Source organism: Streptomyces griseochromogenes (assembly GCF_001542625.1).
Lineage (GTDB): Bacteria > Actinomycetota > Actinomycetes > Streptomycetales > Streptomycetaceae > Streptomyces > Streptomyces griseochromogenes.
In genome coordinates this window covers 4170354-4192742 of record NZ_CP016279.1, presented here as the reverse complement: position 1 = coordinate 4192742, position 22389 = coordinate 4170354, and the positions used below count along the sequence as shown (strand labels likewise).

Annotated in this window: 20 protein-coding genes; 12 read left to right on the top strand and 8 right to left on the bottom strand. The window is 72.2% G+C overall.

Annotated elements, in window-relative coordinates; genetic code table 11:
• Positions 1-157: 157 nt before the first annotated feature.
• On the bottom strand, positions 158-1183 hold the full coding sequence (locus tag AVL59_RS17750) for an alcohol dehydrogenase (protein WP_067305294.1): 1026 nt from the start codon (positions 1181-1183) through the stop codon (positions 158-160).
• Positions 1184-1315: 132 nt separating this feature from the next.
• On the bottom strand, positions 1316-1978 hold the full coding sequence (locus AVL59_RS17745; RefSeq protein WP_067305291.1) for a TetR/AcrR family transcriptional regulator: 663 nt from the start codon (positions 1976-1978) through the stop codon (positions 1316-1318).
• Between the two features lie 138 nt (positions 1979-2116).
• Between AVL59_RS17745 and AVL59_RS17740 the strand changes: the two genes are divergently transcribed.
• Positions 2117-3367 (top strand): YncE family protein, encoded by a 1251-nt coding sequence (locus AVL59_RS17740; protein ID WP_067305288.1) that lies wholly within the window; start codon positions 2117-2119, stop codon positions 3365-3367.
• A 70-nt stretch (positions 3368-3437) separates the two neighbouring features.
• Here AVL59_RS17740 and AVL59_RS17735 read toward each other — a convergent pair whose 3' ends face one another.
• Positions 3438-5315: a cellulase family glycosylhydrolase gene (locus AVL59_RS17735; protein WP_067305285.1), complete on the bottom strand. Its 1878-nt coding sequence runs from the start codon at positions 5313-5315 to the stop codon at positions 3438-3440.
• A 100-nt stretch (positions 5316-5415) separates the two neighbouring features.
• Complete coding sequence (locus AVL59_RS54340; protein WP_237281535.1) at positions 5416-7881, bottom strand: GTP-binding protein; 2466 nt, start codon at positions 7879-7881, stop codon at positions 5416-5418.
• 287 nt (positions 7882-8168) lie between these two features.
• Between AVL59_RS54340 and AVL59_RS17720 the strand changes: the two genes are divergently transcribed.
• From AVL59_RS17720 to AVL59_RS17690, 7 genes are read left to right on the top strand one after another with little or no spacing between them, the layout of a single operon-like run.
• Positions 8169-8651, top strand: coding sequence for a (2Fe-2S)-binding protein (locus tag AVL59_RS17720; protein WP_067305283.1), 483 nt, complete (start codon positions 8169-8171; stop codon positions 8649-8651).
• Positions 8648-11011, top strand: coding sequence for a xanthine dehydrogenase family protein molybdopterin-binding subunit (locus tag AVL59_RS17715; protein ID WP_067305280.1), 2364 nt, complete (start codon positions 8648-8650; stop codon positions 11009-11011). Before AVL59_RS17720 ends, AVL59_RS17715 begins: the two co-directional genes overlap by 4 nt.
• Positions 11008-11862: an FAD binding domain-containing protein gene (locus tag AVL59_RS17710; protein WP_067305279.1), complete on the top strand. Its 855-nt coding sequence runs from the start codon at positions 11008-11010 to the stop codon at positions 11860-11862. The genes AVL59_RS17715 and AVL59_RS17710 overlap by 4 nt, the downstream gene beginning before the upstream one ends.
• 15 nt (positions 11863-11877) lie before the next feature.
• Entirely contained in the window at positions 11878-12753 is an 876-nt protein-coding gene (locus tag AVL59_RS17705) for an AAA family ATPase (RefSeq protein ID WP_067305276.1), read from the top strand.
• Positions 12754-12758: 5 nt separating this feature from the next.
• A complete protein-coding gene (locus AVL59_RS17700) occupies positions 12759-13991 on the top strand; it encodes a vWA domain-containing protein (protein WP_079146757.1) in 1233 nt (410 codons plus the stop codon).
• Positions 13984-15090 carry an XdhC family protein gene (locus AVL59_RS17695; protein ID WP_067305273.1) on the top strand — a complete coding sequence of 369 codons (1107 nt, stop codon included), beginning with the start codon at positions 13984-13986 and terminating at the stop codon, positions 15088-15090. The genes AVL59_RS17700 and AVL59_RS17695 overlap by 8 nt, the downstream gene beginning before the upstream one ends.
• A 16-nt stretch (positions 15091-15106) precedes the next feature.
• A complete protein-coding gene (locus tag AVL59_RS17690) occupies positions 15107-15769 on the top strand; it encodes an SRPBCC family protein (RefSeq protein ID WP_067305271.1) in 663 nt (220 codons plus the stop codon).
• 383 nt (positions 15770-16152) lie between these two features.
• On the opposite strand, the gene AVL59_RS17685 is transcribed toward AVL59_RS17690, so the two are convergent.
• Together AVL59_RS17685 and AVL59_RS17680 are read right to left on the bottom strand one after the other, a co-directional pair.
• On the bottom strand, positions 16153-16740 hold the full coding sequence (locus AVL59_RS17685; RefSeq protein ID WP_067305269.1) for a GNAT family N-acetyltransferase: 588 nt from the start codon (positions 16738-16740) through the stop codon (positions 16153-16155).
• Positions 16741-16763: 23 nt separating this feature from the next.
• Complete coding sequence (locus AVL59_RS17680) at positions 16764-17264, bottom strand: metallophosphoesterase family protein (protein WP_067305266.1); 501 nt, start codon at positions 17262-17264, stop codon at positions 16764-16766.
• Between the two features lie 107 nt (positions 17265-17371).
• Here AVL59_RS17680 and AVL59_RS17675 point away from each other — a divergent pair, with 107 nt between their 5' ends.
• The 4 genes from AVL59_RS17675 (at position 17372) to ctaF (ending at position 20611) form a co-directional block, all read left to right on the top strand.
• On the top strand, positions 17372-17809 hold the full coding sequence (locus tag AVL59_RS17675; RefSeq protein WP_067305264.1) for a MarR family winged helix-turn-helix transcriptional regulator: 438 nt from the start codon (positions 17372-17374) through the stop codon (positions 17807-17809).
• 84 nt (positions 17810-17893) lie between these two features.
• Positions 17894-18478 carry a hydrolase gene (locus tag AVL59_RS17670; protein ID WP_067305261.1) on the top strand — a complete coding sequence of 195 codons (585 nt, stop codon included), beginning with the start codon at positions 17894-17896 and terminating at the stop codon, positions 18476-18478.
• A gap of 70 nt (positions 18479-18548) precedes the next feature.
• Complete coding sequence (gene ctaD, locus AVL59_RS17665) at positions 18549-20231, top strand: aa3-type cytochrome oxidase subunit I (protein WP_079146756.1); 1683 nt, start codon at positions 18549-18551, stop codon at positions 20229-20231.
• Positions 20228-20611, top strand: coding sequence for an aa3-type cytochrome oxidase subunit IV (gene ctaF / locus AVL59_RS17660; protein WP_067305257.1), 384 nt, complete (start codon positions 20228-20230; stop codon positions 20609-20611). The genes ctaD and ctaF overlap by 4 nt, the downstream gene beginning before the upstream one ends.
• Here the strand turns inward: ctaF and qcrB are convergent.
• Complete coding sequence (gene qcrB, locus AVL59_RS17655) at positions 20547-22040, bottom strand: cytochrome bc1 complex cytochrome b subunit (protein ID WP_079146755.1); 1494 nt, start codon at positions 22038-22040, stop codon at positions 20547-20549. The genes ctaF and qcrB overlap by 65 nt on opposite strands.
• Positions 22037-22309 carry a hypothetical protein gene (locus AVL59_RS17650; RefSeq protein ID WP_067305255.1) on the bottom strand — a complete coding sequence of 91 codons (273 nt, stop codon included), beginning with the start codon at positions 22307-22309 and terminating at the stop codon, positions 22037-22039. Before AVL59_RS17650 ends, qcrB begins: the two co-directional genes overlap by 4 nt.
• Positions 22310-22389: the final 80 nt, after the last annotated feature.

The following is a 22389-nucleotide window of genomic DNA, read 5'->3' as shown; positions in this document are numbered from 1 at the left end:
GTCGACGACGTTCAGGCCGGTGCTCGCGGCGCTCACACCGCTGTACCTGCCGGCCGGGGCGGCGCCGTAGCCGCTGCTCGCCGCCTCCGTGCCGATCCGGGCGGAGGACGGGGTGGCACCGGTGCCGGACGCGTGAACGGGCTGGGTGGCTGACGCCTCAGCCGCTGGTGAGCACCATCCGGAAGCGGGCCTTTCCGGCGAGCATCTTCTCGTAGGCCTCGCCCGCGCGCTCCAGCGGTACGTGCTCGGTTATCGGGCGGATGTTGTGCAGGACGCTGAACCCCATGGTGTCCTCCACGTCCTGCGCGGTCCCGGACGGGTGGCCGCGCACGACGCGGCCGGCCATGAGCAGCTGAGCCGGACTGATGCCCATCGGCGCGAAGTCCGCTCCGATGACCACCAGCTCGCCGCGGGGGGTCAGGCCGTCCACCGTGGCCGTGATGGCCTCGGAGTTCCCCGCGGTGGCCAGGACGGCCTTGGCGCCGCCGAGGGACTGCAGCGCCTCGGCGACCGGGGTGCCGGAGGTGCTGTCGATGTAGTGGTGGGCACCCAGTTGCTTGGCGAAGTCGGCCTTCTCCGGGCCACGGGCGATCGCCACGGTCTCGAAGCCCATCGCGACCGCGTACCGCACCCCGAGGTGCCCGAGTCCGCCGAGGCCGAGTACCGCAACGACGTCTCCGGGCCGGGCGGAGCTGCGCCGCAGCCCGTTGTAGGTGGTCACGCCCGCGCAGGCCATGGGTCCCGCGTCGGCCGCCGCCAGGCTGTCGGGGATCCGGGCCAGGGCGTCGGCGGGCGCGATCACCTTCTCACCGAAGCCTCCGTCGTACGCCCATCCCGGGACCTTCAGGTTCGGGCAGACGATGAAGTCGCCCTGCCGGCAGGGCCTGCAATGACCACAGCTGCCGCCGAACCAACCGACGGCCACGCGGTCGCCGACCTTCCAGCCCCGTTCCAGCACACCCTGGCCGAGTTCCTCGATGTGCCCGGCGATCTCGTGCCCGGGCACGTCGGGGAACGACACGCCCGGTAGTGCGCCGCTCACGAAGAGGGAGTCGCTGTGGCAGACCCCGCAGGCCTCCACGGCGATCCTCGCCTGGCCGGGACCGGGCTGCGGCACCTCTCGCTCGACCAGCTCGAACGTGCCGTTCGGGGCGGTCACCTGCGCGACTCGATACGTACTCATGCGCTTCTCCGGAGAACGGGTACGACGGGCCCCTCGATCCAGCAGACCAGCTCCGGGCCGATCGCGCGCGCCGAACGGCACCGGCCCCGCGGGCACACGGTCGGTGGCCCGTGGCACCCCGGCCCGACCTGATCAGCCGGCCTCGGGACGCCAGCCTTCCGGCCGCAGGATGCCGAGCAGTTGGCGGACGAGCTCGTCGACGACCTCGTCCAGGCTCGCGTCCACCCACCCCGCGCTCCAGTCGTGCAACAGACCGTTGACACTTCCGATGAAGGCCGTGGCCGCGAGGCGGTAGTCGCGCGGTGCCGCCTCGCCCCGGGCGACGGCCGCGTCGGCCTCGGCGCGGATCAGGTCGACCCACCGGGCCCGGCGGGCCAGCCGCTGCTCCTCCAGACGCGGGCTGACGCCGATGATCTCGACGAAGGCAATGCGGATACGGCGCGGGTCGCAGGTGACGCCGCGGGCGTAGGCGTGGAACAGCACGGAGGCCCGCTCGGCCAGCGGCAGCCCCTCGGCCCGCGCGAGCGCGTCCAGCACCGCCTGTTCCGCCCAGCCGTTGACCTCCAGGTGCAGCGCGGCGAGCACGTCCTCCAGGGTGCGGAACTCCTCGTAGAACTGGCGGGTGGACAGGCCCGCGGCCTGGCTGAGTGCGGCAACCGTCGCCGCGCGGAAGCCGGGGCTGTCGCCGAACAGCCGCAGCGCGGCATCCAGGAACCGGCGGCGCCGCTCGGCCTTCCGTTCTTCGGCGGTCCGGCCGCCGTAGCGGCCCGTCGGCGCCTTCAGCCTGCCCGTCACGCTTCCCCCTCCGTCACCCACCGGTGGCCCAATCTTGTCGTGCACACATCTTGTCGAGAAGGCCACCCCCTCCTTACTTTTCAGTAAGTTCACTGTGAATGCGCCCGTGTTCAGATTTCCCGAGGAAAGAGAGCACTCATGCCTGCCTCCAGAACCAGGCACCTTTGCTCCGTGGCCGCCGCCCTCGTCCTGACCGTCGCAGGCCCCGCGACCGTCGCCTCCGCCGCATCCGGTGCCCCGGATCTGCGCGAGGTGCTGTTCGTGGGCAACAACTGGGACGGCACCGCCGATGTCATCAAGTCCTCCGGCGACTTCGCGAAGGTCGGCCGGATCAACGTCATCCCGGACAAGGACCAGCGGATGGCGGAGATCAACGCGGACCCCATCAAGTGGATCTACTTCATGGCGATCCGCAACAGCGTCGGCGAGGGACACGACCAGTTCGCCGACGACATGTACTCCACCCCGGACGGCAGGTCGGTCGTGGTCTCCCGCCCGAGCTTCGCGGACGTCGTCTCGATCGACCTGGCGTCCGGGAAGATCAACTGGCGTTTCCCGGTGGCCGGTTACCGCGCGGACCACATGGCCGTCTCGCCCGACGGCACCCGGGTCGCCGTCTCCGCCTCGACCGCGAACACCGTGCAGGTGCTGGACATCGACACCGGCAAGCAGCTGGGGTCGTTCGCCACCGGCGACAAGCCGCACGAGAACATCTTCACCAAGGACGGCAAGTACATCTGGAACATGTCCATCGGTGACGTCAACACCGCCCTGGACGACCCGGCCTGGGACTGGACGAAGGGCGACCGGCACATCACGGTCGTGGACGCGACCACGTACAAGCAGGTCAAGGTCATCGATATGCGTCAGCGCCTGGACGCGTTCGGACTGAAGGACTTCTCCGACGCGGTGCGGCCCGCCGTCTTCTCCCCCGACGAGTCGAAGCTGTACTTCCAGGTGTCGTTCTTCAACGGCTTCCTGGAGTACGACGTGGCCGCCGACAAGATCACCCGGATGAAGACGCTGCCGAAGAACCCGGCGACCAGCGAGGACCGCACCACCTGGGTCAACGACTCGCGCCACCACGGTATCTCGATGAATCCCGGGGGCACCAAGCTGTGCGTCGCGGGCACCATGGACGACTACGCCACCGTGGTCGACCGGGCCACCCTCCAGGAGGGCCCGCTGATCACCGCGTCCAAGCCGTACTGGGCCACGGTCAGCGGCGACGGCAAGGACTGCGTCGTCTCCGAGAGCGGCGCCGACCAGGTCACGGCGATCGACTTCGCCACGGGCCGCAAGGTGACGTCGATCCCGGTCGGCGACCATCCGCAGCGCGTCCGGCTGGGGCATGTCCAGGCCGACTGGACGGGCCCGAGCGGCGGTTGAGCGGTCCGAGCGGGCCACGCGGACCACGGCCTCCGGGGTGCCCCCACTCACTCCGGAGGCCGTGCCGCTGTCAGAAGTGCGCCGCCGTCCACGCGGCCAGCTCGGACCTGGCCGCGTTCAGCAGGTCCGCCGAGGGCGCCGTCGCCCCGTTGGTCACCAGCGCATAGTGCGGGGCGCTGGAGCCGGTGTCGGTGTCGGTGTCGGTGAGCAGCAGCCGGCGGCTGCCGCTGCCGCCCGGCTCGGGGGCCACGCCGACCGGGGTGGCGGCGGTGTAGGCGGGCGGTGCGTACACCGTGCCCAGGTCGGAGACGACGGTGGTCGCCGAGGCGGGGAAGGAGGCCGGCAGATGCAGTTCGGTGGGTGCGGTGCCGCCGCCCGAGCGCCATACCAGCAGCCCGTACTGGCCCGAGCCCACCACACGTGCCACGTTCGGCAGTGAACTCGGCACCGGGTTCCAGGTCAGGGTGGTCGAGCCGTCCCGGGAGCGGTCCTCGTAGGTGAAGGCGAGGGTGGTGCCGGCGGTAGCGCTCGGGTAGATCCGGTCGAGCAGCCGGGCGTCCTGGCGCAGGGTCACGTTCCCGAAGTCGCCGAGCTTCACGGCGGAGAGATCCTCGCCGTTCCAGGCGTCGCCAGAGGTGACGACCTTGTCGGGGTTGGCGTTCATCGGCTCGTGATGGCGGCCGCTGTAGAGGTCCCACTGCCATTGCGAGCCGGACAGCACCGGGCCGGAGGCAGCCGGGTTCGTCCACCAACTCGCGCCGGGCACGCGGGAGTCGAGTGCCTGGTACATGGCCTTGAGGACGGTCGGCGCCTTGTCGGACACCGTGCCGGACAGCGGATGGCCGAACTCGCTGACCACGGCGGCGGTACCGGCCGCCGAGGCGCGATCGCGGACGGCTGCGAAGTCGGAGGCGTACTGTCCGTCGGCCGCCTTGCCCCACATCAGGATGCCGGAGATGGCCTTCTGGTCGTAGAAGTGGGTGTTGAAGACGTAGTCCGGGCCGAGCGTGCCCGCGTCCAGCAGTCCGCCCTCCTGCTTCTGGGTGGATATGTTCGCGTTCCAGAAGAGGTTGGGCTCGACGAAGGCGGGCTTGTCCTGCCAGCCGGCGGCGTCCATGCGGGCGCGGAACTTCACGTAGAACGGCCAGAGCAGGTCGCGTTCCCAGGTGCGGGAGGTCTGGCCGGCGTCGTAGCTGCCCGCGTACGGCTCGTTGTACGGGTCGAAGCCGACGACACCCGCGAACTCCTCCTCGCTCAGGTGCTGCCGGAGGTGGGCCATGGTCGTCCGGGCCATGGCGAGGAAGGCGTCCTGTAGGCCGTAGGCGTTGTGCCAGAAGTCGTACTGCGCCTTCCGCACGGCCGCGTTCTGGGTGATGTTCTGGCCCCAGAACAGGCAGATGCCGCAGGACTCCTTGGGGTAATTTCCCGCGTCCACGGCCCACTTGGGGGCACCGTCACCCGTGTACCAGCTTCCGGTGTCGAACAGGTAGCGGGAGTAGAGGTCCTGGTGGAAGTCGGGGTAGACCCGGATGCCCGCGTCCAGGAACGCCCGCATCTGCTCGGTGACGGCGGCCAGGTAGGCGGTGTCCACCTGGCCGCGCACGGGTTCCGCGTGCGCCCAGGAGAGCGGGAGGCGGACCGCGTCACCGCCGCCGAGGGCGCGCAGCGCGGTCGCCGAGGTGCGGGCGTCGGCGACCGAGGCGAAGGGCAGGCCGCCGTTCTCCTCCAGCTTGGTCTCGCCGGAGACGTTGTAGCCGCGCAGCACGACCTCGCGGCCCTGGCCGTCGAGGAAGCGGCCGTCGCGGACCGTGAGCGGGGTGCCGTCGAACCAGAGGGAGCCGGAGGGGACGGCAGGGGTGGCGGCGGTGGCGGGCGGGGCGCCCGCCACCGTCAGGAATCCACTGAGGACGACCAGCACAGTCAGCAGACGCATCCTGATGCTCGACATGCACACCACGGTCCGGCGATGTCCGGACAGCGTCAATACTGCTGACTCTTAAGTAAGTTGACTCTCAGTCAGAAATTCTGGGCCGGCGGGAAGCGATGCCTCAGTCACCCACCCTGCGCGTGACGTTCAGCAGGTACTCCTTCCGGTCGAGCGGGTTGTGGTCGGTGCGCGGCCGTTCGGGGGCCGGGCCCCGGGTGACCGGTGCGTAGCGGTCGAAGGCGGTCTCCATCTCACCCTCGCCCCGGGTGAGCCCGGGCAGCCGCTGCTCCAGCTCATGGACCCGGGCGACGGGCACGGAACCCTCCAGGACACCGGCCGGGCCCTGCGCGTCGGCGCTCTCCGGCACCGCGCCGAGCCGGACGAGCACCGGCAGCAGGGCACCCAGCGTGTCCGCCGGGGCCTCGATGCGGAAGCGGTGCATCGGCTCGTGCACCAGGGTGCCCGCTCGGCGCAGCGCCTCGATCAGGACGAGCGGGGTAAGGCCCCGGAAGTCGTATCCGGTGCTCGACATGCTCTTGTCGAAGCCCTGGTGGGCGTGGCTCTGGCGGGGCGAGTAGCCGGAGTGGGTCATGGTGATGACGCAGTCGGTGACCTGCCAGCCGCGCAGCCCCTGGCCGAGGGTCTCGCGGACGGTGTCCTCGACGGCCTTGAAGAAGGCGTAGGGCATGGAGCCCAGCTCCACCTCCAGACGGAACCGCACGCCCGAGCCGGGCGGGGCCGGATCGACGCGCAGGCCGACGGTGGCGAGGAAGGGGTTGGGGTCCTTCTTGTTGAACTCCACGGCCGATCCGGTGCCGACCGGCCGTTCGACGCACAGGGTGGTGGTCTCCCGGAAGCCCACGTCCAGACCGAACTCCTCGGCGAGGGTGGCCTGGACGACCTCCTTCTGCACCTCGCCGTACAGGGAGACGGAGGTCTCTCCCCGCAGTTCGTCGTGGCGGACGCCGATGAGCGGGTCCTGTTCGGCGAGCTGGGTGAGGGCCAGGTGCAGGGACCGCCGGTCCGTGCCGGATCCCGGGACGACGACGGTCTCCAGGGTCGGCGGCGCGAAGTGGTGCGCGCAGGCCCGGCCGGGCATGCCGAGCGCGTCGCCGATCCGGATGCCGCCGAGGCCCCACACCTTGGCGATCCGGCCCGCCCCGACGCCGTCCTGCCGCAGCTCGGTGCCGACGTCGAAGACGGCGAGCGCGGTGACCCGGCCCTCCTGGCGACGCCCCTCGCCCTTGTCGCGGCCGGGCTCGCGCATCCGGCGACCGGCGCCACCGTCCTCTTGGCCGGACCGGCACGCCTTCGGACCACCGCCACCGTCCCCACGGCCGAAACCGCGCGCCCGAAGACGTTCACCACGGTCCTCGCGACCAGCTCCGCGCTTCTCGCGACCGCCCCTGGACAGGAGGTCCCGCCCGCCCCCGGAAGGGGTCTCGCACCCGCGCCCGGAAGGGGTCTCGCACCCATACCCGGACAGAGTCTCCCGCCCATCCCCGGAAGAGCTCTCGCACCCACCCTCGCAAGGGGTCTCGCACCCGCACCCGGGCCCCGACAGACTCTTCCGCCCGCACCCGGACAGAGTCTCCCGCCCATCCCCGAAGGCGCTCTCGCACCCACCCTCGGACAGCGCCCCGCACCCACCCTCGGAAGGGGTCTCGCACCCGGGCCCCGAAAAAGTCTCCCGCCCGCCCCCGGACAGGGTCTCGTGCCCGTCCCCGAAGGGGATGCGGTCGCGCACCCGGAGGGTGCCGGAGTAGATCCGCGCGTAGGCGATCTTCTCGCCGGCCGGGCCCCGCTCGACCTTGAACACGGTGCCGGAGAGCGGGCCGTCCTGGTCGCCGTCCGCGCGGGGCAGCAGCCGCTCGATCCCGGTGATCAGCTCGTCCACTCCGGCGCCGGTGATGGCGGAGCCGAAGACGACCGGGTGCACCAGGGCCTGCCGGGTCCGGGCGGCGAGGGCGGTGCGCAGGCGGTCGTCACAGACACCGGCGGCACCACCGTCCACATACGCCCTGAGCAGGTCGTCGTCGTGGTGGGCGAGCACGTCCAGGACGGACGGGCCGAGGCCCGGGACGAAGCGGGCGGCACGGGTGCCGAGGCCTGCCGGCGTCCCCAAGGGAACGAGCGGCACGTCCAGCCTGCGCGCCATCTCGCGCAGCACGTCCTCGCCGCGGGCGCCCCGCCGGTCGATCTTGTTGACGAAGATCAGGGTGGGGATGCGCAGCCGGCGCAGGGCACGCATGAGGATCCTGGTCTGCGCCTGGACGCCCTCGACGGCCGAGACGACCAGGACGGCGCCGTCGAGCACACCGAGCACCCGCTCCACCTCGGCGATGAAGTCAGGGTGGCCCGGAGTGTCGATCAGATTGACGGTCACTCCCCGGAGCGGGAACGACACGACCGCCGACTTGATGGTGATGCCGCGCCGGCGCTCCAGCGCCAGCGTGTCCGTCCGGGTGCTGCCCTCGTCGACGCTGCCGAGCTCGTCGGTCACTCCGGCTGTGTACAGCAGCCGTTCGGTCAGGCTGGTCTTACCGGCGTCTACGTGCGCGAGAATTCCGAGATTGAGCAGATGCACTGAGCGTGATGTCCTTCGGCATGGGTGGGATTCCTTCCTGGGTGGACATGCACGCAGTGCGCATCTCTGGTCCTCTCCGTGTGACGTCGGGTCGGCAGCAGTGCAGCAGCACCGCCCCCGCGCCAGCAATGGATTAACGGTCAACGAAATCCCGCAGCAGCACTCGCCGCCTCCAGGGCGCGGCCATAGAGTGACCTACAGCGTCCAGCTATGACCGATTTCTCCTACTCGCCTCCTGCTTTCCCCTGGCTTTCCCCTCGATCCCGCCCGCACGGTCTGGAGGGCACATGACGCACATCAAGGTGAAGGTGGACGGCACGGCCTACGAGGACGACGTGGAACCCCGTCTGCTCCTGGCCCACTACCTGCGCGACCGCCTCGGTCTGACCGGCACCCCGATCGGCTGTGACACCTCGAACTGCGGGGCATGCACCGTCGACGTGGACGGGGCGACCGTCAAGAGCTGCTCGGTGCTGGCCGTGCAGGCGGACGGATGCGAGGTGACCACCGTCCAGGGGCTGGCCCGGGACGGCGAGTGGACGGCGCTCCAGCACGCCTTCCACGAGCGGCACGGCCTGCAGTGCGGCTACTGCACCCCGGGGATGATCATGGCAGCGCGCGATCTGCTGCGCGAGAACCCGCACCCCACCTCCGACGAGGTCCGGCAGGCCCTGGAGGGCAACCTCTGCCGGTGCACCGGCTACCAGAACATCGTCCGCGCGGTGCTCGCCGCCTCCGGGCAGCAGGTCGGCGAGGAGGTCACGGCATGACCGATCAGGCCGTCGAACACGAGGTCGGCCGCGCCCGGCTGCGCAAGGAGGACGCCCGGCTGATCACGGGCCAGACCAACTGGACCGACAACATCCAGGTCGCCGGACTGCTGCACCTCGCCGTCCTGCGCAGCCCGATGGCCCACGCCCGCGTCACCCGCGTCGACGTCTCCCCCGCCCTCGAACGCCCCGGTGTCGTCGCGGCGTTCAGCGGCGCCGACCTCGCCGAGGGGCTTGGCTCGCTGCCCTGCGCCTGGCCGGTGACCGAGGACATCGTGCTGCCCGACCACCCGCCCGTCGCGGTGGACGAGGTCCGCCACGCGGGCGACCCGGTGGCCGTCGTGGTGGCCCGCGACCGGTATGCGGCCGCCGACGCGCTGGAAGCCGTCGAGGTCGACTACGACCCGCTGCCCCCTGTCCTCGACCTGGAGGCCGCGCTCGCCGAGGGCGCCCCGCTGGTCCACGCCGGCAAGGGCACCAACCGCTGCTACACCTGGCCGCTCGCCACCGGCGAGAGCTTCGAGTCCGTACGGCAGCGCGCCGAGGTCACGCTCAAGCGCCGGTACCACCAGCAGCGGCTGATCCCCAACGCCATGGAACCGCGCGCGGTCGTCGTCACGCCGATCGCCGCCTCCGGGGAGTACACGGTCTACTCGGCGACCCAGATCCCGCACATCCTGCGGATCATGCTGGCCACGGTCACCGGGATCCCCGAGCACAAGCTCCGGGTGATCGCCCCGGACGTGGGCGGTGGCTTCGGCTCCAAGCTCCAGGTGTACGGCGAGGAGGCCATCGCGCTGGCGGTCGCGCGCAGGCTCGGCCGCCCGGTGAAATGGACCGAGTCCCGCTCGGAGGGCTACCTCGCCACCCACCACGGACGCGGCATGATCCAGGACGTCGAGGTCGCCGCCACCCGTGACGGAAAGCTCCTCGGCCTGAAGGTGGACCTGCTCGCCGACATGGGCGCCTACCTGATGCTCGTGACCCCGGGCATCCCGATCCTCGGCGCCTTCATGTACCCGGGGATCTACAAGATGGACGCCTACGACTTCACCTGCACCGGTGTCTTCACGACCCGCACCCCGACCGACGCCTACCGCGGCGCCGGACGCCCCGAGGCAACGTTCGCCATCGAGCGGATCATGGACGAGCTGGCCGCCGAAGTCGGCCTGGACCCGGTCGAGTTGCGACGCCGGAACTGGATCCGGCACGAGGAGTTCCCGTACACCTCGATCGCCGGGCTGACCTACGACAGCGGCAACTACGAGGCGGCGACCGAGAAGGCGCTGGCCCTGTTCGGGTACGACGACCTGCGCGCCGAGCAGCACAGGCGCAACGAGCGCGGCGACCCCGTACGCCTCGGCATCGGCGTGTCGACGTACACCGAGATGTGCGGCCTCGCGCCGAGCCGGGTGCTCAGGGATCTGCGCTACGCGGCCGGCGGCTGGGAGGCGGCGAGCATCCGCATGCTGCCCACCGGCAAGGTCGAGGTGGTCACCGGCACCAGCCCGCACGGGCAGGGGCACGAGACCTGCTGGAGCCAGATCGCGGCCGACGTGCTGGGCGTGCCCTTCGATGACGTCGAGGTCCTGCACGGCGACACGCAGGCGGCGCCGCAGGGCATGGACACCTATGGCTCGCGGTCGCTGGCCGTCGGCGGCGAGGCCGTGCACCAGGCGGCGACGAAGGTGGTGGAGAAGGCACGGAAGGTCGCCGCGCACCTGCTGGAGGCCAGCGAGCAGGACCTGGAGTTCGTGAACGGCGTGTTCTCCGTGAAGGGCTCCCCCGAGGCGCGCAGGACCATCCAGGAGGTCGCCTTCGAGACGTTCACCTCGCACGACCTGCCCGACGGCGTCGAGCCGACCATCAACGCCGAGACCCTGGTCGAGCCGGAGAACTTCTCCTACCCGCACGGCACCCACCTGTGCGCGGTCGAGGTCGACACCGAGACGGGTGCGACGCACATCCGGTCGTACGTCTGCGTCGACGACGTCGGCCGGGTCGTCAACCCGATGATCGTCGAGGGGCAGGTGCACGGCGGCCTCGCACAGGGCATCGCGCAGGCGCTGTACGAGGAGGCCGTCTACGACGACGAGGGCAACCTGGTCTCCGGCACCATGGCCGACTACCTCGTACCCTCGGCGGCGGATCTGCCGGACTTCGTGACCGGGCGTACGGAGACGCCTGCCGCCTCGAACTCCATGGGGGTCAAGGGAGTCGGCGAGGCCGGGACCATCGCGTCGACGCCGGCCGTGGTCAACGCCGTCGTGGACGCGCTCAGGCCGCTGGGCGTGCACGACGTGCGGATGCCCTGCACCCCCGAGCGGGTGTGGCGAGCGGTGAAGGAGGCGTCGGCATGATTCCCCCGGCATTCGAGTACGCCCGTCCGGCCAGCGTCGACGAGGCGGTGCGCGCGCTCGCCGACGCGGGCGAGGAGGCGAAGGTGCTGGCGGGCGGGCAGAGTCTGCTGCCGCTGCTGCGGCTGCGGCTGGCCTTCCCGGAACTGGTCGTGGACGTCGGCCGGATCCCGGAGCTGCGCGGGGTCCGCGAGGACGGCGACACGCTCGTCATCGGCGCGCTGACCACGCACCACGACGTGCTCCGCGACCCGCTGGTGCGCCGGCACGCCGGTCTGCTGGCGGCCGCGACCGCCACGGTCGCCGATCCCGCCGTACGGCACCGGGGCACCCTGGGCGGCTCGCTCGCGCACGCCGACCCGGCCGGGGACCTGCCCGCCGTGGTGCTGGCCCTGGACGGTGAGCTGGTCGCCGCCGGGCCGAACGGGCGGCGCACGATCCCGGCCCGGGACTTCTTCGTCGACTACCTCCAGTCGGCACTGACGCCCGACGAACTCCTCGTGGAGGTGCGGGTACCGAAGACGGACGGCTGGACCTTCCACTACGAGAAGTTCCACCGGGTCGCCCAGGCCTGGGCGATCGTCGGCGTGGCGGCGCTGGTGCGGCGCGCCGACGGCGGCATCGCCGAGGCGCGCATCGGACTCACCAACATGGGCGCGACCCCGCTGCGGGCCACGGCGGCCGAGGAGGCGCTGACGGGTGCCGACGGGCCCGGGGCCGTGGCTCGGGCCGCCGAGGCGGCGGCCGAGGGCACCCGGCCGTCGCGGGACCTGTCCGCCTCGCCCGAGTACCGGGAGCACCTCGTGCGGGTGCTGACCGAGCGGGCGGTGCTGACCGCCACCGGAATGGGGTGAGCGCCGATCACCCGGATGGACGACCCGGAGCAGGTGCGGGCCCGCCTGGAGGAGACGGGATACCTCGTCGACGAAGGGCTGGCCGTCACCTGCTTCCTGGCCCTGCGACTGCACCGGCCGTTGTTCTGCGAGGGCGACGCGGGCGTGGGCAAGACCGCGCTCGCGGCCGCGCTGGCCGAGGCGCTCGGCGCGCCGCTGATCCGGCTGCAGTGCCATGAGGGCATCGACGCCTCGCAGGCCCTGTACGACTGGGACTTCCCACGCCAGCTGCTGCACCTGAGGGCCGCCGAGGCGGCCGGCGTCCAGGACGCGGACCGCCTGGAGAGCGAGCTGTACGACCAGCGCTTCCTGATCGCCCGGCCGCTGCTGCGGGCTCTGCGGACACAGCCGTCGGTCCTGCTCGTCGACGAGATCGACCGGGCGGACGACGAGTTCGAGGCGTTCCTGTTGGAGCTGCTGTCCGAGTACTCGGTCACGATCCCGGAGATCGGCACGCTGCGGGCCGATCGGCCGCCGGTGGTCGTGCTCACCTCGAACCGGACCCGGGAGGTGCACGACGCGCTGAAGCGGCGGTGCCTCTACCACTGGTTCGACCATCCCTCCTTCGCCCGCGAACTGGCCATCGTGCGCAGCAGGCTGCCGCGGGTGTCGGCGCGGCTGGCCGAGCAGGTCACCTCCCTGGTGCAGGCCCTGCGGGGCGCCGACCTGGTCAAGCCGCCCGGTGTCGCCGAGACGATCGACTGGGCCGAGGCCCTGGCCGCCTTGGGGGCGAACGAGGTCGACGCGGACCTGGCCGTGGCGACGTTGGGTTCGGTCCTGAAGTACCGCGAGGACACGGACCGGGCGCGCGGGCTCGATCTCGCCGCGATCCTGTCCGCCCGGGGAGCGTGACCGCGATGAGCGCGAAGGGACGCGAGGGGAACGGTGCCGCGGGGACCGGCGCCCGGCCTCCGCGCGGCCCTTCGGGGCCGGGCGCCGGGGCGGCGGACGCCGTGCTCGTCGGCTTCGTGCGGGCGCTGCGGGCGGCGGGGGTCGACGCGAGCACCGAGCGTCTCTACGCCTTCCTGCGGGCCGTGAACGTACTGCGGCCCGGGGTGCGGGCGGACGTGTACTGGGCGGGACGGGCGACGCTGTGCGGCGGGCACGACGACCTGGAGCGCTACGAGCGGGTGTTCGCCGCCTACTTCGGGCCCGTCGGCGAGCCCGCCCGGCATCCGGTACGGGCCGCTCCCCCGCCCCGGATGCGGCTCGTGATGCGGGACGCGCCCGCCGGGGCGCGTGCGCCCGGTGAGAGCGAGCCCCTGGGGCCGCCCACCTCGACCCTCGCCAGCTCCGCCGAGGTGCTGCGGCACCGCGACGTCGGCGAGCTGGACGCCGCCGAACGGGCCCAGCTCAACCGGCTGCTGGCGGCCTTCGCGCTGCACGGGCAGACCCGGCGCTCGGCGCGGCGACGGCCCGCCCGGCGCGGGGACGTCGACCCGCGGCGCACCGTACGGGAGCTGCTGCGGCGCGGCGGGGAGCCGGCCCGGCTGCGGCGGCACGCGCCCGTGCGGCGGCCCCGGCGGGTCGTGCTCCTGGTCGACGTGAGCGGTTCGATGGCGCCGTACGCCGACGCGCTGCTGCGGTTCGCCCACGCGGCGGTGCGCGGGGGCCGCACGGAGGTCTTCACCATCGGCACCCGGCTGACCCGGGCCACCCGCGAGCTCTCGCACCGCGACCCGGACCTGGCGATGGCCGCCCTGGCGGCCGCGGTGCCGGACTGGCGCGGCGGCACCCGCCTCGGCGAGCTGCTGCGCGAGTTCCTCAACCGCTGGGGGCAGCGCGGCATGGCGCGCGGCGCGGTCGTCGTCCTGCTCTCGGACGGCTGGGAGCGCGGCGATCCGGAGCTGCTCGGCGTGCAGATGCGCCGCCTGCACGGGCTGGCGCACCAGGTGATCTGGGCCAACCCGCGCAAGGCCCGCCCCGGCTACGCGCCGCTGGCCGCCGGGATGGCGGCGGCCCTGCCCAGCGTGGACGTCTTCGTCGAGGGGCACAGCCTCGCCGCACTGGAGCGGCTCGCGGCGGTGGTGCGCGGCGCGGAGGCCGACGAGGTCCCCGTGGCCTTCGGGAAGGGAGCGGAGCGTGCGTGAGATTCTGCCCGCGCTGGAGCGCTGGTACGAGGCCCGGATTCCGTTCGGTCTGGCCACGGTCGTCGCGGTCAGCCGCAGCGCGCCGCGCGGACCGGGCGCCGCCATGGCGGTGGGGCCCGACGACGAGGTCGTCGGGAGCGTTTCCGGGGGCTGTGTGGAAGGCGCGGTGTTCGAGCTGGCGCAGGAGGTGGTGGCGAGCGGCGAGGCACGCCTGGAGACCTTCGGGTACAGCGACGAGGACGCGTTCGCGGTCGGTCTCACCTGCGGCGGCGAGATCACGCTGCTGGTGCGGCCCGTGACGCCCGAGACCGACCCGGCCTTCGGCGCGATCGCCGCGTCCGTCGCCGCGGGCGAGCCGGTGACCGCGGCCACGGTGGTCGAAGGACCCGCCCCGCGCGGGGCGTCGATGGCCGTCTGGCCGGACACCAGTGCCGGGACGCTCGGCGCGAGGGGCCTCGATGTCGCGGTCACCGCGGACGCGCGCGGCGAACTCGCCCTCGGCGCCTCGGTGCTGAGGCACTACGGGCCGCACGGGGAGCGCCGCGAGGACGCCGTCACGGTGTTCCTGGAGTCGTTCGCGCCACCGCCGCGCATGCTGGTCTTCGGCGCGATCGACTACGCGGCGGCGGTGGCCCGCATCGGCGACTTCCTCGGCTACCGGGTCACCGTCTGCGACGCCCGCCCGGTCTTCGCCACGCCGAAGCGTTTCCCGGCCGGGGTCGAGGTCGTCGTCGCATGGCCGCACCGCTATCTCGAGGGCACCGACACCGACGAGCGCACGGTGATCTGCGTCCTGACCCACGACCCGAAGTTCGACGTCCCGCTGCTGGAGGAGGCGCTGCGCAGGCCTGCCGCCTACATCGGGGCGATGGGCAGCCGCCGTACCCACGACGAGCGGCGCGAGCGGCTGACCGAGGCCGGTCTCACCGAGGCCGACCTGGCCAGGCTGCGCTCGCCGCTCGGCCTCGACCTCGGGGCCCGTACGCCCGAGGAGGTCGCCGTGTCCGTCGCGGCCGAGATCGTCGCGCTGCGCTGGGGCGGCACCGGCGCGCCCCTGACCACGACCGCCGGGGCCATCCACCACCCCGCCGTCTTGTGAGTGCGAGGAGGAACCCATGGAACTGCACCACGAGTTCACGGTCCCCGTCCCGGTCGACGACGCCTGGCACGCGCTGCTGGACATCGAACGCGTCGCGCCCTGTCTGCCGGGCGCGGTGGTGGACGAGTACGACGGCACGACCGTGACCGGCTCGGTGAAGGTCAAGGTCGGGCCGGTCACCGTGACCTACCGGGGCACCGCGGTCTTCGAGGAGCAGGACGAGTCGGCGCACCGGATGGTGCTCGCGGCGAGCGGCCGCGAGACCCGGGGACAGGGCACGGCCAGGGCGACGGTGACCGGCACGCTGAGCGAGCGCGACGGCGGCACGGCGGTCTCCGTACGGACCGACCTGACGGTGACCGGCCGCCCGGCGCAGTTCGGGCGCGGGGTGCTGGCGGAGGTCGGCGACCGCCTGGTGGGCCAGTTCGCGGACTGCCTGGCCGGCAGGCTGGCCATGGGGAGGCCCGTGTCCGCCGGCGAGGAGCCCGAGCGGGCCGACCGCACACAGCCGGTGCCGCCGGTCCACGAGGAGACCGAGCCGCTCGACCTCCTGCGCACGGCCGGGCTGCCGGTGGCCAAGCGGGTGGTGGCGGTGGCGTTGGTGATCGCCGTACTGGCGGGGGTGACGGCACGGCTGCTGCGGCGCGGACGAGGGCGGCACACCAACCGGTGCCGGTGACACCGAGAAGGGGCGCGGGGCTGTGCCGGCATGCGGCTCCGCCGCGAGGGCGCGACCGGCCCGGGGACAGGCCGCACCCGTCGACGCGCCGATCCCGGCAGACACGCGGTCGTCACCGCCGTCCGATCGGCCAGGAGCCCCGCACCGGCGCGAGGGCGCACACCGCGGCGACCGCATACAGGCACGCCGGACCGAGAGCCACGGCATGGCATCCGCGCGGGCAGCGGTCCCACACCGGCGGCCGGCCGGCGGCCGCGCCGGCGATCGTCAGTCGCCCTGGCGGCCGTCGGCTCCGGGCGCGGGACGGGGCACACCGTGCGGCACAGGAACGCCGTCGGCAGATCGGCCCCGGCCACGGGTGCCAACCGGCACTGGCTGTCGGCTCACCCGGCCACGAGGGCGTGCAGGTGTTCGTCGTGCCAGCCGTCGGCGTGCAGCAGCGAGGAGCGCATGGTGCCCTCGAAGGCGTATCCGGCCTTCTCCGCGACACGGCAGGACGCCGGGTTGGCGACCGCGTGGCACAGCCGCAGACGGTGCAGACCCAGGTCGTCCAGGGCCCACCGGCTGACCCGCCGGGCCGTCTCGACGACGATGCCGCCGCCGCGCGACTCGGGCAGCACCCAGTACATGATGTCGGCGGTGCCGCCCGCCAGGTCGACGGCGTTGAGGCCGGTGAGCCCGAGCGGCGGGCCGCCGGGCCGGGCGATCGCCCAGACCGCGCCGGTCTCGGCCCGCCATCGCTCGTGCATGCGCCGGATCCGCGCCCCGGCCTCGTCGCGGCTGCCGACGGAGAACAGGTTCCACTGCCGGATCGCGGGGTCCTGTCCGCCGGCGAGCAGCGCGTCGGCGTCGGCGTCGTCCGTCCGCCAGGGCCGCAGTTCCAGACCGCCCGGCAGCGCGAGGACGGGCTGATCGCGGTCGGCCATGCGGCCGGCGGGTACGACGTCGGGTATGCCGTGGTCGAAGATCATCGCCGCATCGTGTCACACGCCCGCTACCGCTGGGGCAGACGCCGCAGCGTGACATCACCGAGCGCCCCGTCGGCGACGGTCGCCGTCAGGTAGGTGCGGTGCGGCTGACGGCGGCGGTCGGTCGGGGAGCCGGGGTTGAGCAGCCGCAGCCCGCCGGGGGCGACGGTGTCCCAGGGGATGTGGCTGTGGCCGAAGACCAGCACGTCCAGGTCGGGGAAGCGGGCGGCGCAGCGGGCCTCGCGGCCCTGCGCGGGGCCGGTCTCGTGCACCACGCCGAAGCGCAGTCCGCCCAGGTCGGCGTACGCCACCTCGGGGAGCCGGGCGCGCAGTTCGGGGCCGTCGTTGTTGCCGTACACGGCGACCAGGCGGCGGCTGCGGCTCTCCAGCAGGTCGAGGGTGGCGCTGTCGACCCAGTCGCCGGCGTGGAACACGACGTCCGCGCGCGGGAGTTCGGCGAGCAGCTCCTCCGGGAGCCGCTTGGCGCGCTTGGGGAGATGGGTGTCGGACATCAGGAGCAGACGCACGGCACCAGCCTAGGGAGTCCGGAAGGTCGCGCGACCCGGGATATTATTCAGGTAAGACTGAACAGCCCAGGCTGGACAGTTTCACCTGCCGGTCCTAGGCTTGCGGCATGGTGCACATCTCGGACTCCGCCGGCCGTGCGGCGCGCGACCTGCGTGTGGTGTTCAGCCGGCTGCGGCGTCGTATCCGCGAGGTCGCGCGGGACTCCGACCTGACTCCGCCGCAGGAGTCGGCGCTCACTCTCGTCGGCAAGCACGGCGCGGCCACGGCCAGCGCCCTGGCCGCCGCGGAAGGGGTGCGGCCGCAGTCGATGGCGACCACACTGGCCGCCCTGGAGCAGCACGACCTGATCCGGCGCGCCCCCGACCCCGACGACGGCCGCCGCCAGCTGGTCACCCTCACCGAGGCCGGCCGGGCCCGGGTCGAGGGCAACCGGCAGCTGCGCGAGGAGTGGCTGGCCCGCGCCTTCCAGGACCGCTACACCGAGGAGGAGCGGCAGACGGTCCTGACGGCGCTGGAGCTGCTGGACAGGCTCTCGCGACCGTGACGCCGAGGCCCCCACCGCACCCGGCCCTCCTCCGCCCCGACCGATCACCTGGCACCCTCACCCCTCGAAAGGCCTGACCGACCCATGTCGCTCACCACTCTCGACCCTCGCACCGCGGTGGTCGCGATCGACCTCCAGAACGGCATCGTGGGCATGCCCACCCAGCCCCACGCCGCCGCGGACGTCGTGTCCCGTACGGCCGCGCTCGCCGACGCGTTCCGTTCCCGCGGCCTGCCCGTGGTCCTCGTCCGGGTGTCCTTCGCGCCCGACTGGGCGGACGCCGTGCCCGGCCGCACCGAGCGCCAGGCCCGCGGCCTGGCCTTCCCGGAGGGATGGGACGTCGTCGTCGACGAGCTGTCCGGCCATCCGGGGGACATCCGCGTCACCAAGCACAACTGGAGCGCCTTCCACGGCACCGATCTGGACGTCCAGCTGCGCCGCCGCGGCATCACCCAGATCGTGCTGACCGGCATCTCCACCAGCATCGGCGTCGAGTCCACCGCCCGTGACGCCTACGCCCACGGCTATCACGTCACCCTCGCCACCGACGCGATGGCCGACAGCGACCCCGAGGCGCACGCGGGCAGCGTCGAGCGGATCTTCCCGCGGCTCGGCGAGAGCGGCACGACGGCCGAGATCCTGGAGCTGCTGGCCAAGACCCACGTCTGACCGGCCGGGGCGGCCCGCGCCGGGCGTGGCGCGGGCAGGCCCTCGGTCACGGGGAGTAGCGTCACCGGCGATGACGGAACTACCCGAATTGCCGGACACCCACGAGGTCGTCGCACGCTACACGGCTCCCGCCCCGCGCCCGGGCCGGGCCGTTCTGCGCTGGGTCTCCACGACCGACCACAAGGTGATCGGCCGGCTCTACATGGTCACGGCGTTCTGTTTCTTCCTGCTGGCCGGGCTGCTCGCGCTCGGCATGCGCGCCGAACTGGCCCGGCCCGGGCTGCAGATCCTGAGCAAGCAGGGCTACGACCAGTTCTTCACCATCCACGGCACGATCATGATGCTGCTGTTCGCGACACCGATGTTCGCCGGGTTCACGAACGCCGTGATGCCGCTGCAGATCGGCGCGCCGGACGTGGCCTTCCCGCGGCTGAACGCGCTGTCGTACTGGATGTACCTGTTCGGCGGGCTGATGGTGGTGTCCGGGTTCCTGGTGCCGGGCGGGGCGGCCGCCTTCGGCTGGTTCGCCTACGCCCCTTTGAACAGTGCCTACTTCTCCCCCGGCGCGGGCGGTGACCTGTGGGCGATGGGCCTGGTGGTCGCCGGTGTGTCGACGACGCTGGGCGCGGTCAACTTCATCGCGACGATCCTGTGCCTGCGCGCGCCGGGCATGACGATGTTCCGGATGCCGATCTTCACCTGGAACGTGCTCTTCACCTCGATCCTGATCCTGCCCGCGTTCCCGGTGCTCACGGCGGCGCTGCTGGTGCTGGAGGCGGACCGGAAGTTCGGGGCGCACGTCTTCGACGCGGCGAACGGGGGCGCGCTGCTGTGGCAGCACCTGTTCTGGTTCTTCGGGCATCCCGAGGTGTACATCGTGGCGCTGCCGTTCTTCGGGATCGTCTCGGAGATCCTGCCCGTCTTCTCGCGCAAGCCGCTGTTCGGCTATGTGCCGATGATCGGGGCGACGATCGCGATCACCATGCTGTCGGCGGTGGTGTGGGCGCACCACATGTTCGCGACGGGCGCGGTGCTGCTGCCGTTCTTCTCCATCATGTCGTTCCTGATCGCGGTGCCCACGGGCATCAAGTTCTTCGCGTGGATCGGGACGATGGTCCACGGGTCGATCTCGTTCGAGACGCCGATGCTGTGGTCGCTGGGGTTTCTGGTGTCCTTCCTGCTGGGCGGGCTGAGCGGGGTGCTGATCGCCTCGCCGCCGCTGGACTTCCATCTGACCGACTCGTACTTCATCGTGGCGCATCTGCACTATGTGCTGTTCGGCACGGTGGTGTTCGCGATGTTCGCCGGGTTCTACTTCTGGTGGCCGAAGTTCACCGGGAAGATGCTGGACGAGCGGCTCGGCAAGCTGCACTTCTGGCTGCTCTTCCCGGCGTTCCAGCTGACGTTCCTGGTGCAGCACTGGCTGGGCGAGGCCGGGATGCCCCGCCGGTACGCGGACTATCTGCCCTCGGACGGGTTCACGTCGCTCAACACCCTGTCGTCGGTGGGGGCGTTCCTGCTGGGCGTCTCCACCCTGCCGTTCCTCTACAACGTCTGGCTCACCTCCGCGAAGGCCCAGAAGGTCACCGAGGACGACCCGTGGGGGTGGGGGCGCGGCCTGGAGTGGGCGACGTCCTGTCCGCCGCCGCGGCACAACTTCCTGGCGCTGCCCCGGATCCGGTCGGAGTCGCCGGCCTTCGACCTGCACCATCCCGAGGTCGTGCGGATCGCGCAGAAGGAGGGGCTGCGGTGAAGGCGGAGGCGATGCTGTTCGGCGGGGTCGCGGTGTTCTTCGGCGGGTCCGCGGCGCTGTACGGGATGTGGTCGGGGGACGAGACGGGCACGACGGCACTGGTCGTCGCGTTCGGGATGGCGGCGCTCGTCGCCTTCTTCTGCCTGATCCAGTACCGGCGCAGGGGGGCACGGGCCCAGGACCGTACGGACGCGGAGGTGGCGGAGGGGGCCGGGCCGGTGGCGTTCTTCCCGGACGAGAGCCTGTGGCCCGTCGTCACCGCGCTCGGTTCCGCGGTGACGGCGACCGGTGTGGTCTACGGGCTGTGGCTGTTCCTCATCGGTCTGGGTGTTCTGGCGCGTGGTGTGTACGGTCTGGTGTTCCAGTACGCGAGCCGGTGAGCGGCCTGCGCGGTGCGCCGGGCCGGAACTCCTCGACGGGCTCGTGGTCGCTGCCGTAGCCGCCGGTGAGGCTCTGGCGGATGTCGCCGGTCGGCACGCCCTCGGCGAGGCGCTCGCACTCGGCCGCGGTCAGCGCCCCGCACACCCAGCGGGTCAGGAGGAAGGCGAGGACGGGCGCCACGACGAGGGCGACGCGCAAGGTCCAGGTGAGAGCGTCGAGGGAGATGCGGAAGGTCTGGGCGATGATGTCGTTGCCGCCGGCCAGCAGCAGCACGGCGTAGAAGACGGTGCCCGCCACCCCGAGGCCGGTGCGCACGGGACGTTCGCGCGGCCGGTCGCACAGATGCTGCTCTCGGTGCCACTCCCCCGTCAGGCGCTGTTCCACGAACGGGTAGGCGTAGAGCACGGTGAACAGCAGGCCGGGCAGGACGACGGCCGGGAGCAGCACGTTCCACATGAGGATGTGTCCGGCGACGTCGGTCTCCCACGGTGGCACCAGCCGCAGGGCGCCTTCCAGGAAGCCGACGTACCAGTCGGGCTGGGAGCCGGTGGAGACCACGTCGGGGCGGTAGGGGCCGTAGTTCCAGATCGGGTTGATCTGGGCGAGGCCGGACAGCAGCACGAGCACGCCGGAGATGGTGAGCGACAGGCCCGCGGACAGGGCCGTGAAGTGCGGGAAGAGGGGCTTGCCGAGGACGTTGCGCTGGGTGCGGCCGGGTCCGCGCCACTGGGTGTGCTTGAGGTGGAACACCAGCATCAGATGCACCGTCACCAGGGCGATGAGCGCGCCCGGCAGCAGCAGGATGTGCATCGGATAGAGCCGGGTGATGATGTCGTGGCCCGGGTACTGGCCGCCGAAGACGAAGAACGCCACGTATGTGCCGACCACCGGGAGGGAGAGCATGATGCCCTGGGCGATGCGCAGGCCGGTGCCGGAGAGCAGGTCGTCGGGGAGGGAGTAGCCGGCGAAGCCCTCGGCGAGCGCGAGGACGAACAGGGTGAGCCCGATCGCCCAGTTCAGCTCGCGGGGCCGGCGGAAGGCGCCGGTGAAGAAGATCCGCAGCATGTGCAGGCCGATCGCGGCGACGAACACGAGCGCGGCCCAGTGGTGGGCCTGCCGCATCAGCAGTCCGCCGCGCACGTCGAAGCTGATGCGCAGCGTGGAGTCGAAGGCCGCCGACATGAGCACGCCCCGCAGCGGGGCGTAGGGGCCGTCGTAGACGACCTCGCGCATCTCGGGCTGGAAGAAGAAGGTCAGCCACACTCCGGTCAGGATCAGCACGAGGAGGCTGTAGAGGGCGATCTCGCCGAGCAGGAAGGACCAGTGCTCGGGGAACGCCTTGCGCAGCAGTGCCCCGCCCTCCAGAACGGGCAGCCGGGCGTCCGCCGCGTCCGCGAGCCGCTCGGCACGGCGGCCCGCTCGGCTCATGTGTCCTCCGTGGCCGCCGCCCGCTCCACCTCGGCCTCCACCTCGGCGCGCGGCCGGCCCGTCTCCCTCGCGTAGTCGCTCACGGCGGTCTGCACGTCCCGCGCCAGATCCCGCCAGGCGCGCAGGGCCGTCTCATAGGTGCCGGACTGGGCGCCGGTCATCCCGCGCTCGGCGGGCGGCCCGTAGGTGTCGCGCAGTTCCTTTACCGTGCGGTGCGCCGTTTCGGCCGCGCGCTGTTTCTCCACCAGTTCCTCGAAGCTGTGTGCCACGCCAACCGACCCTAGGCACGCGGAACGTGCGGGCCCCTCCGACCTGCCGGGCGCGCCCCCGACGGGTACCCGAGTGGCGG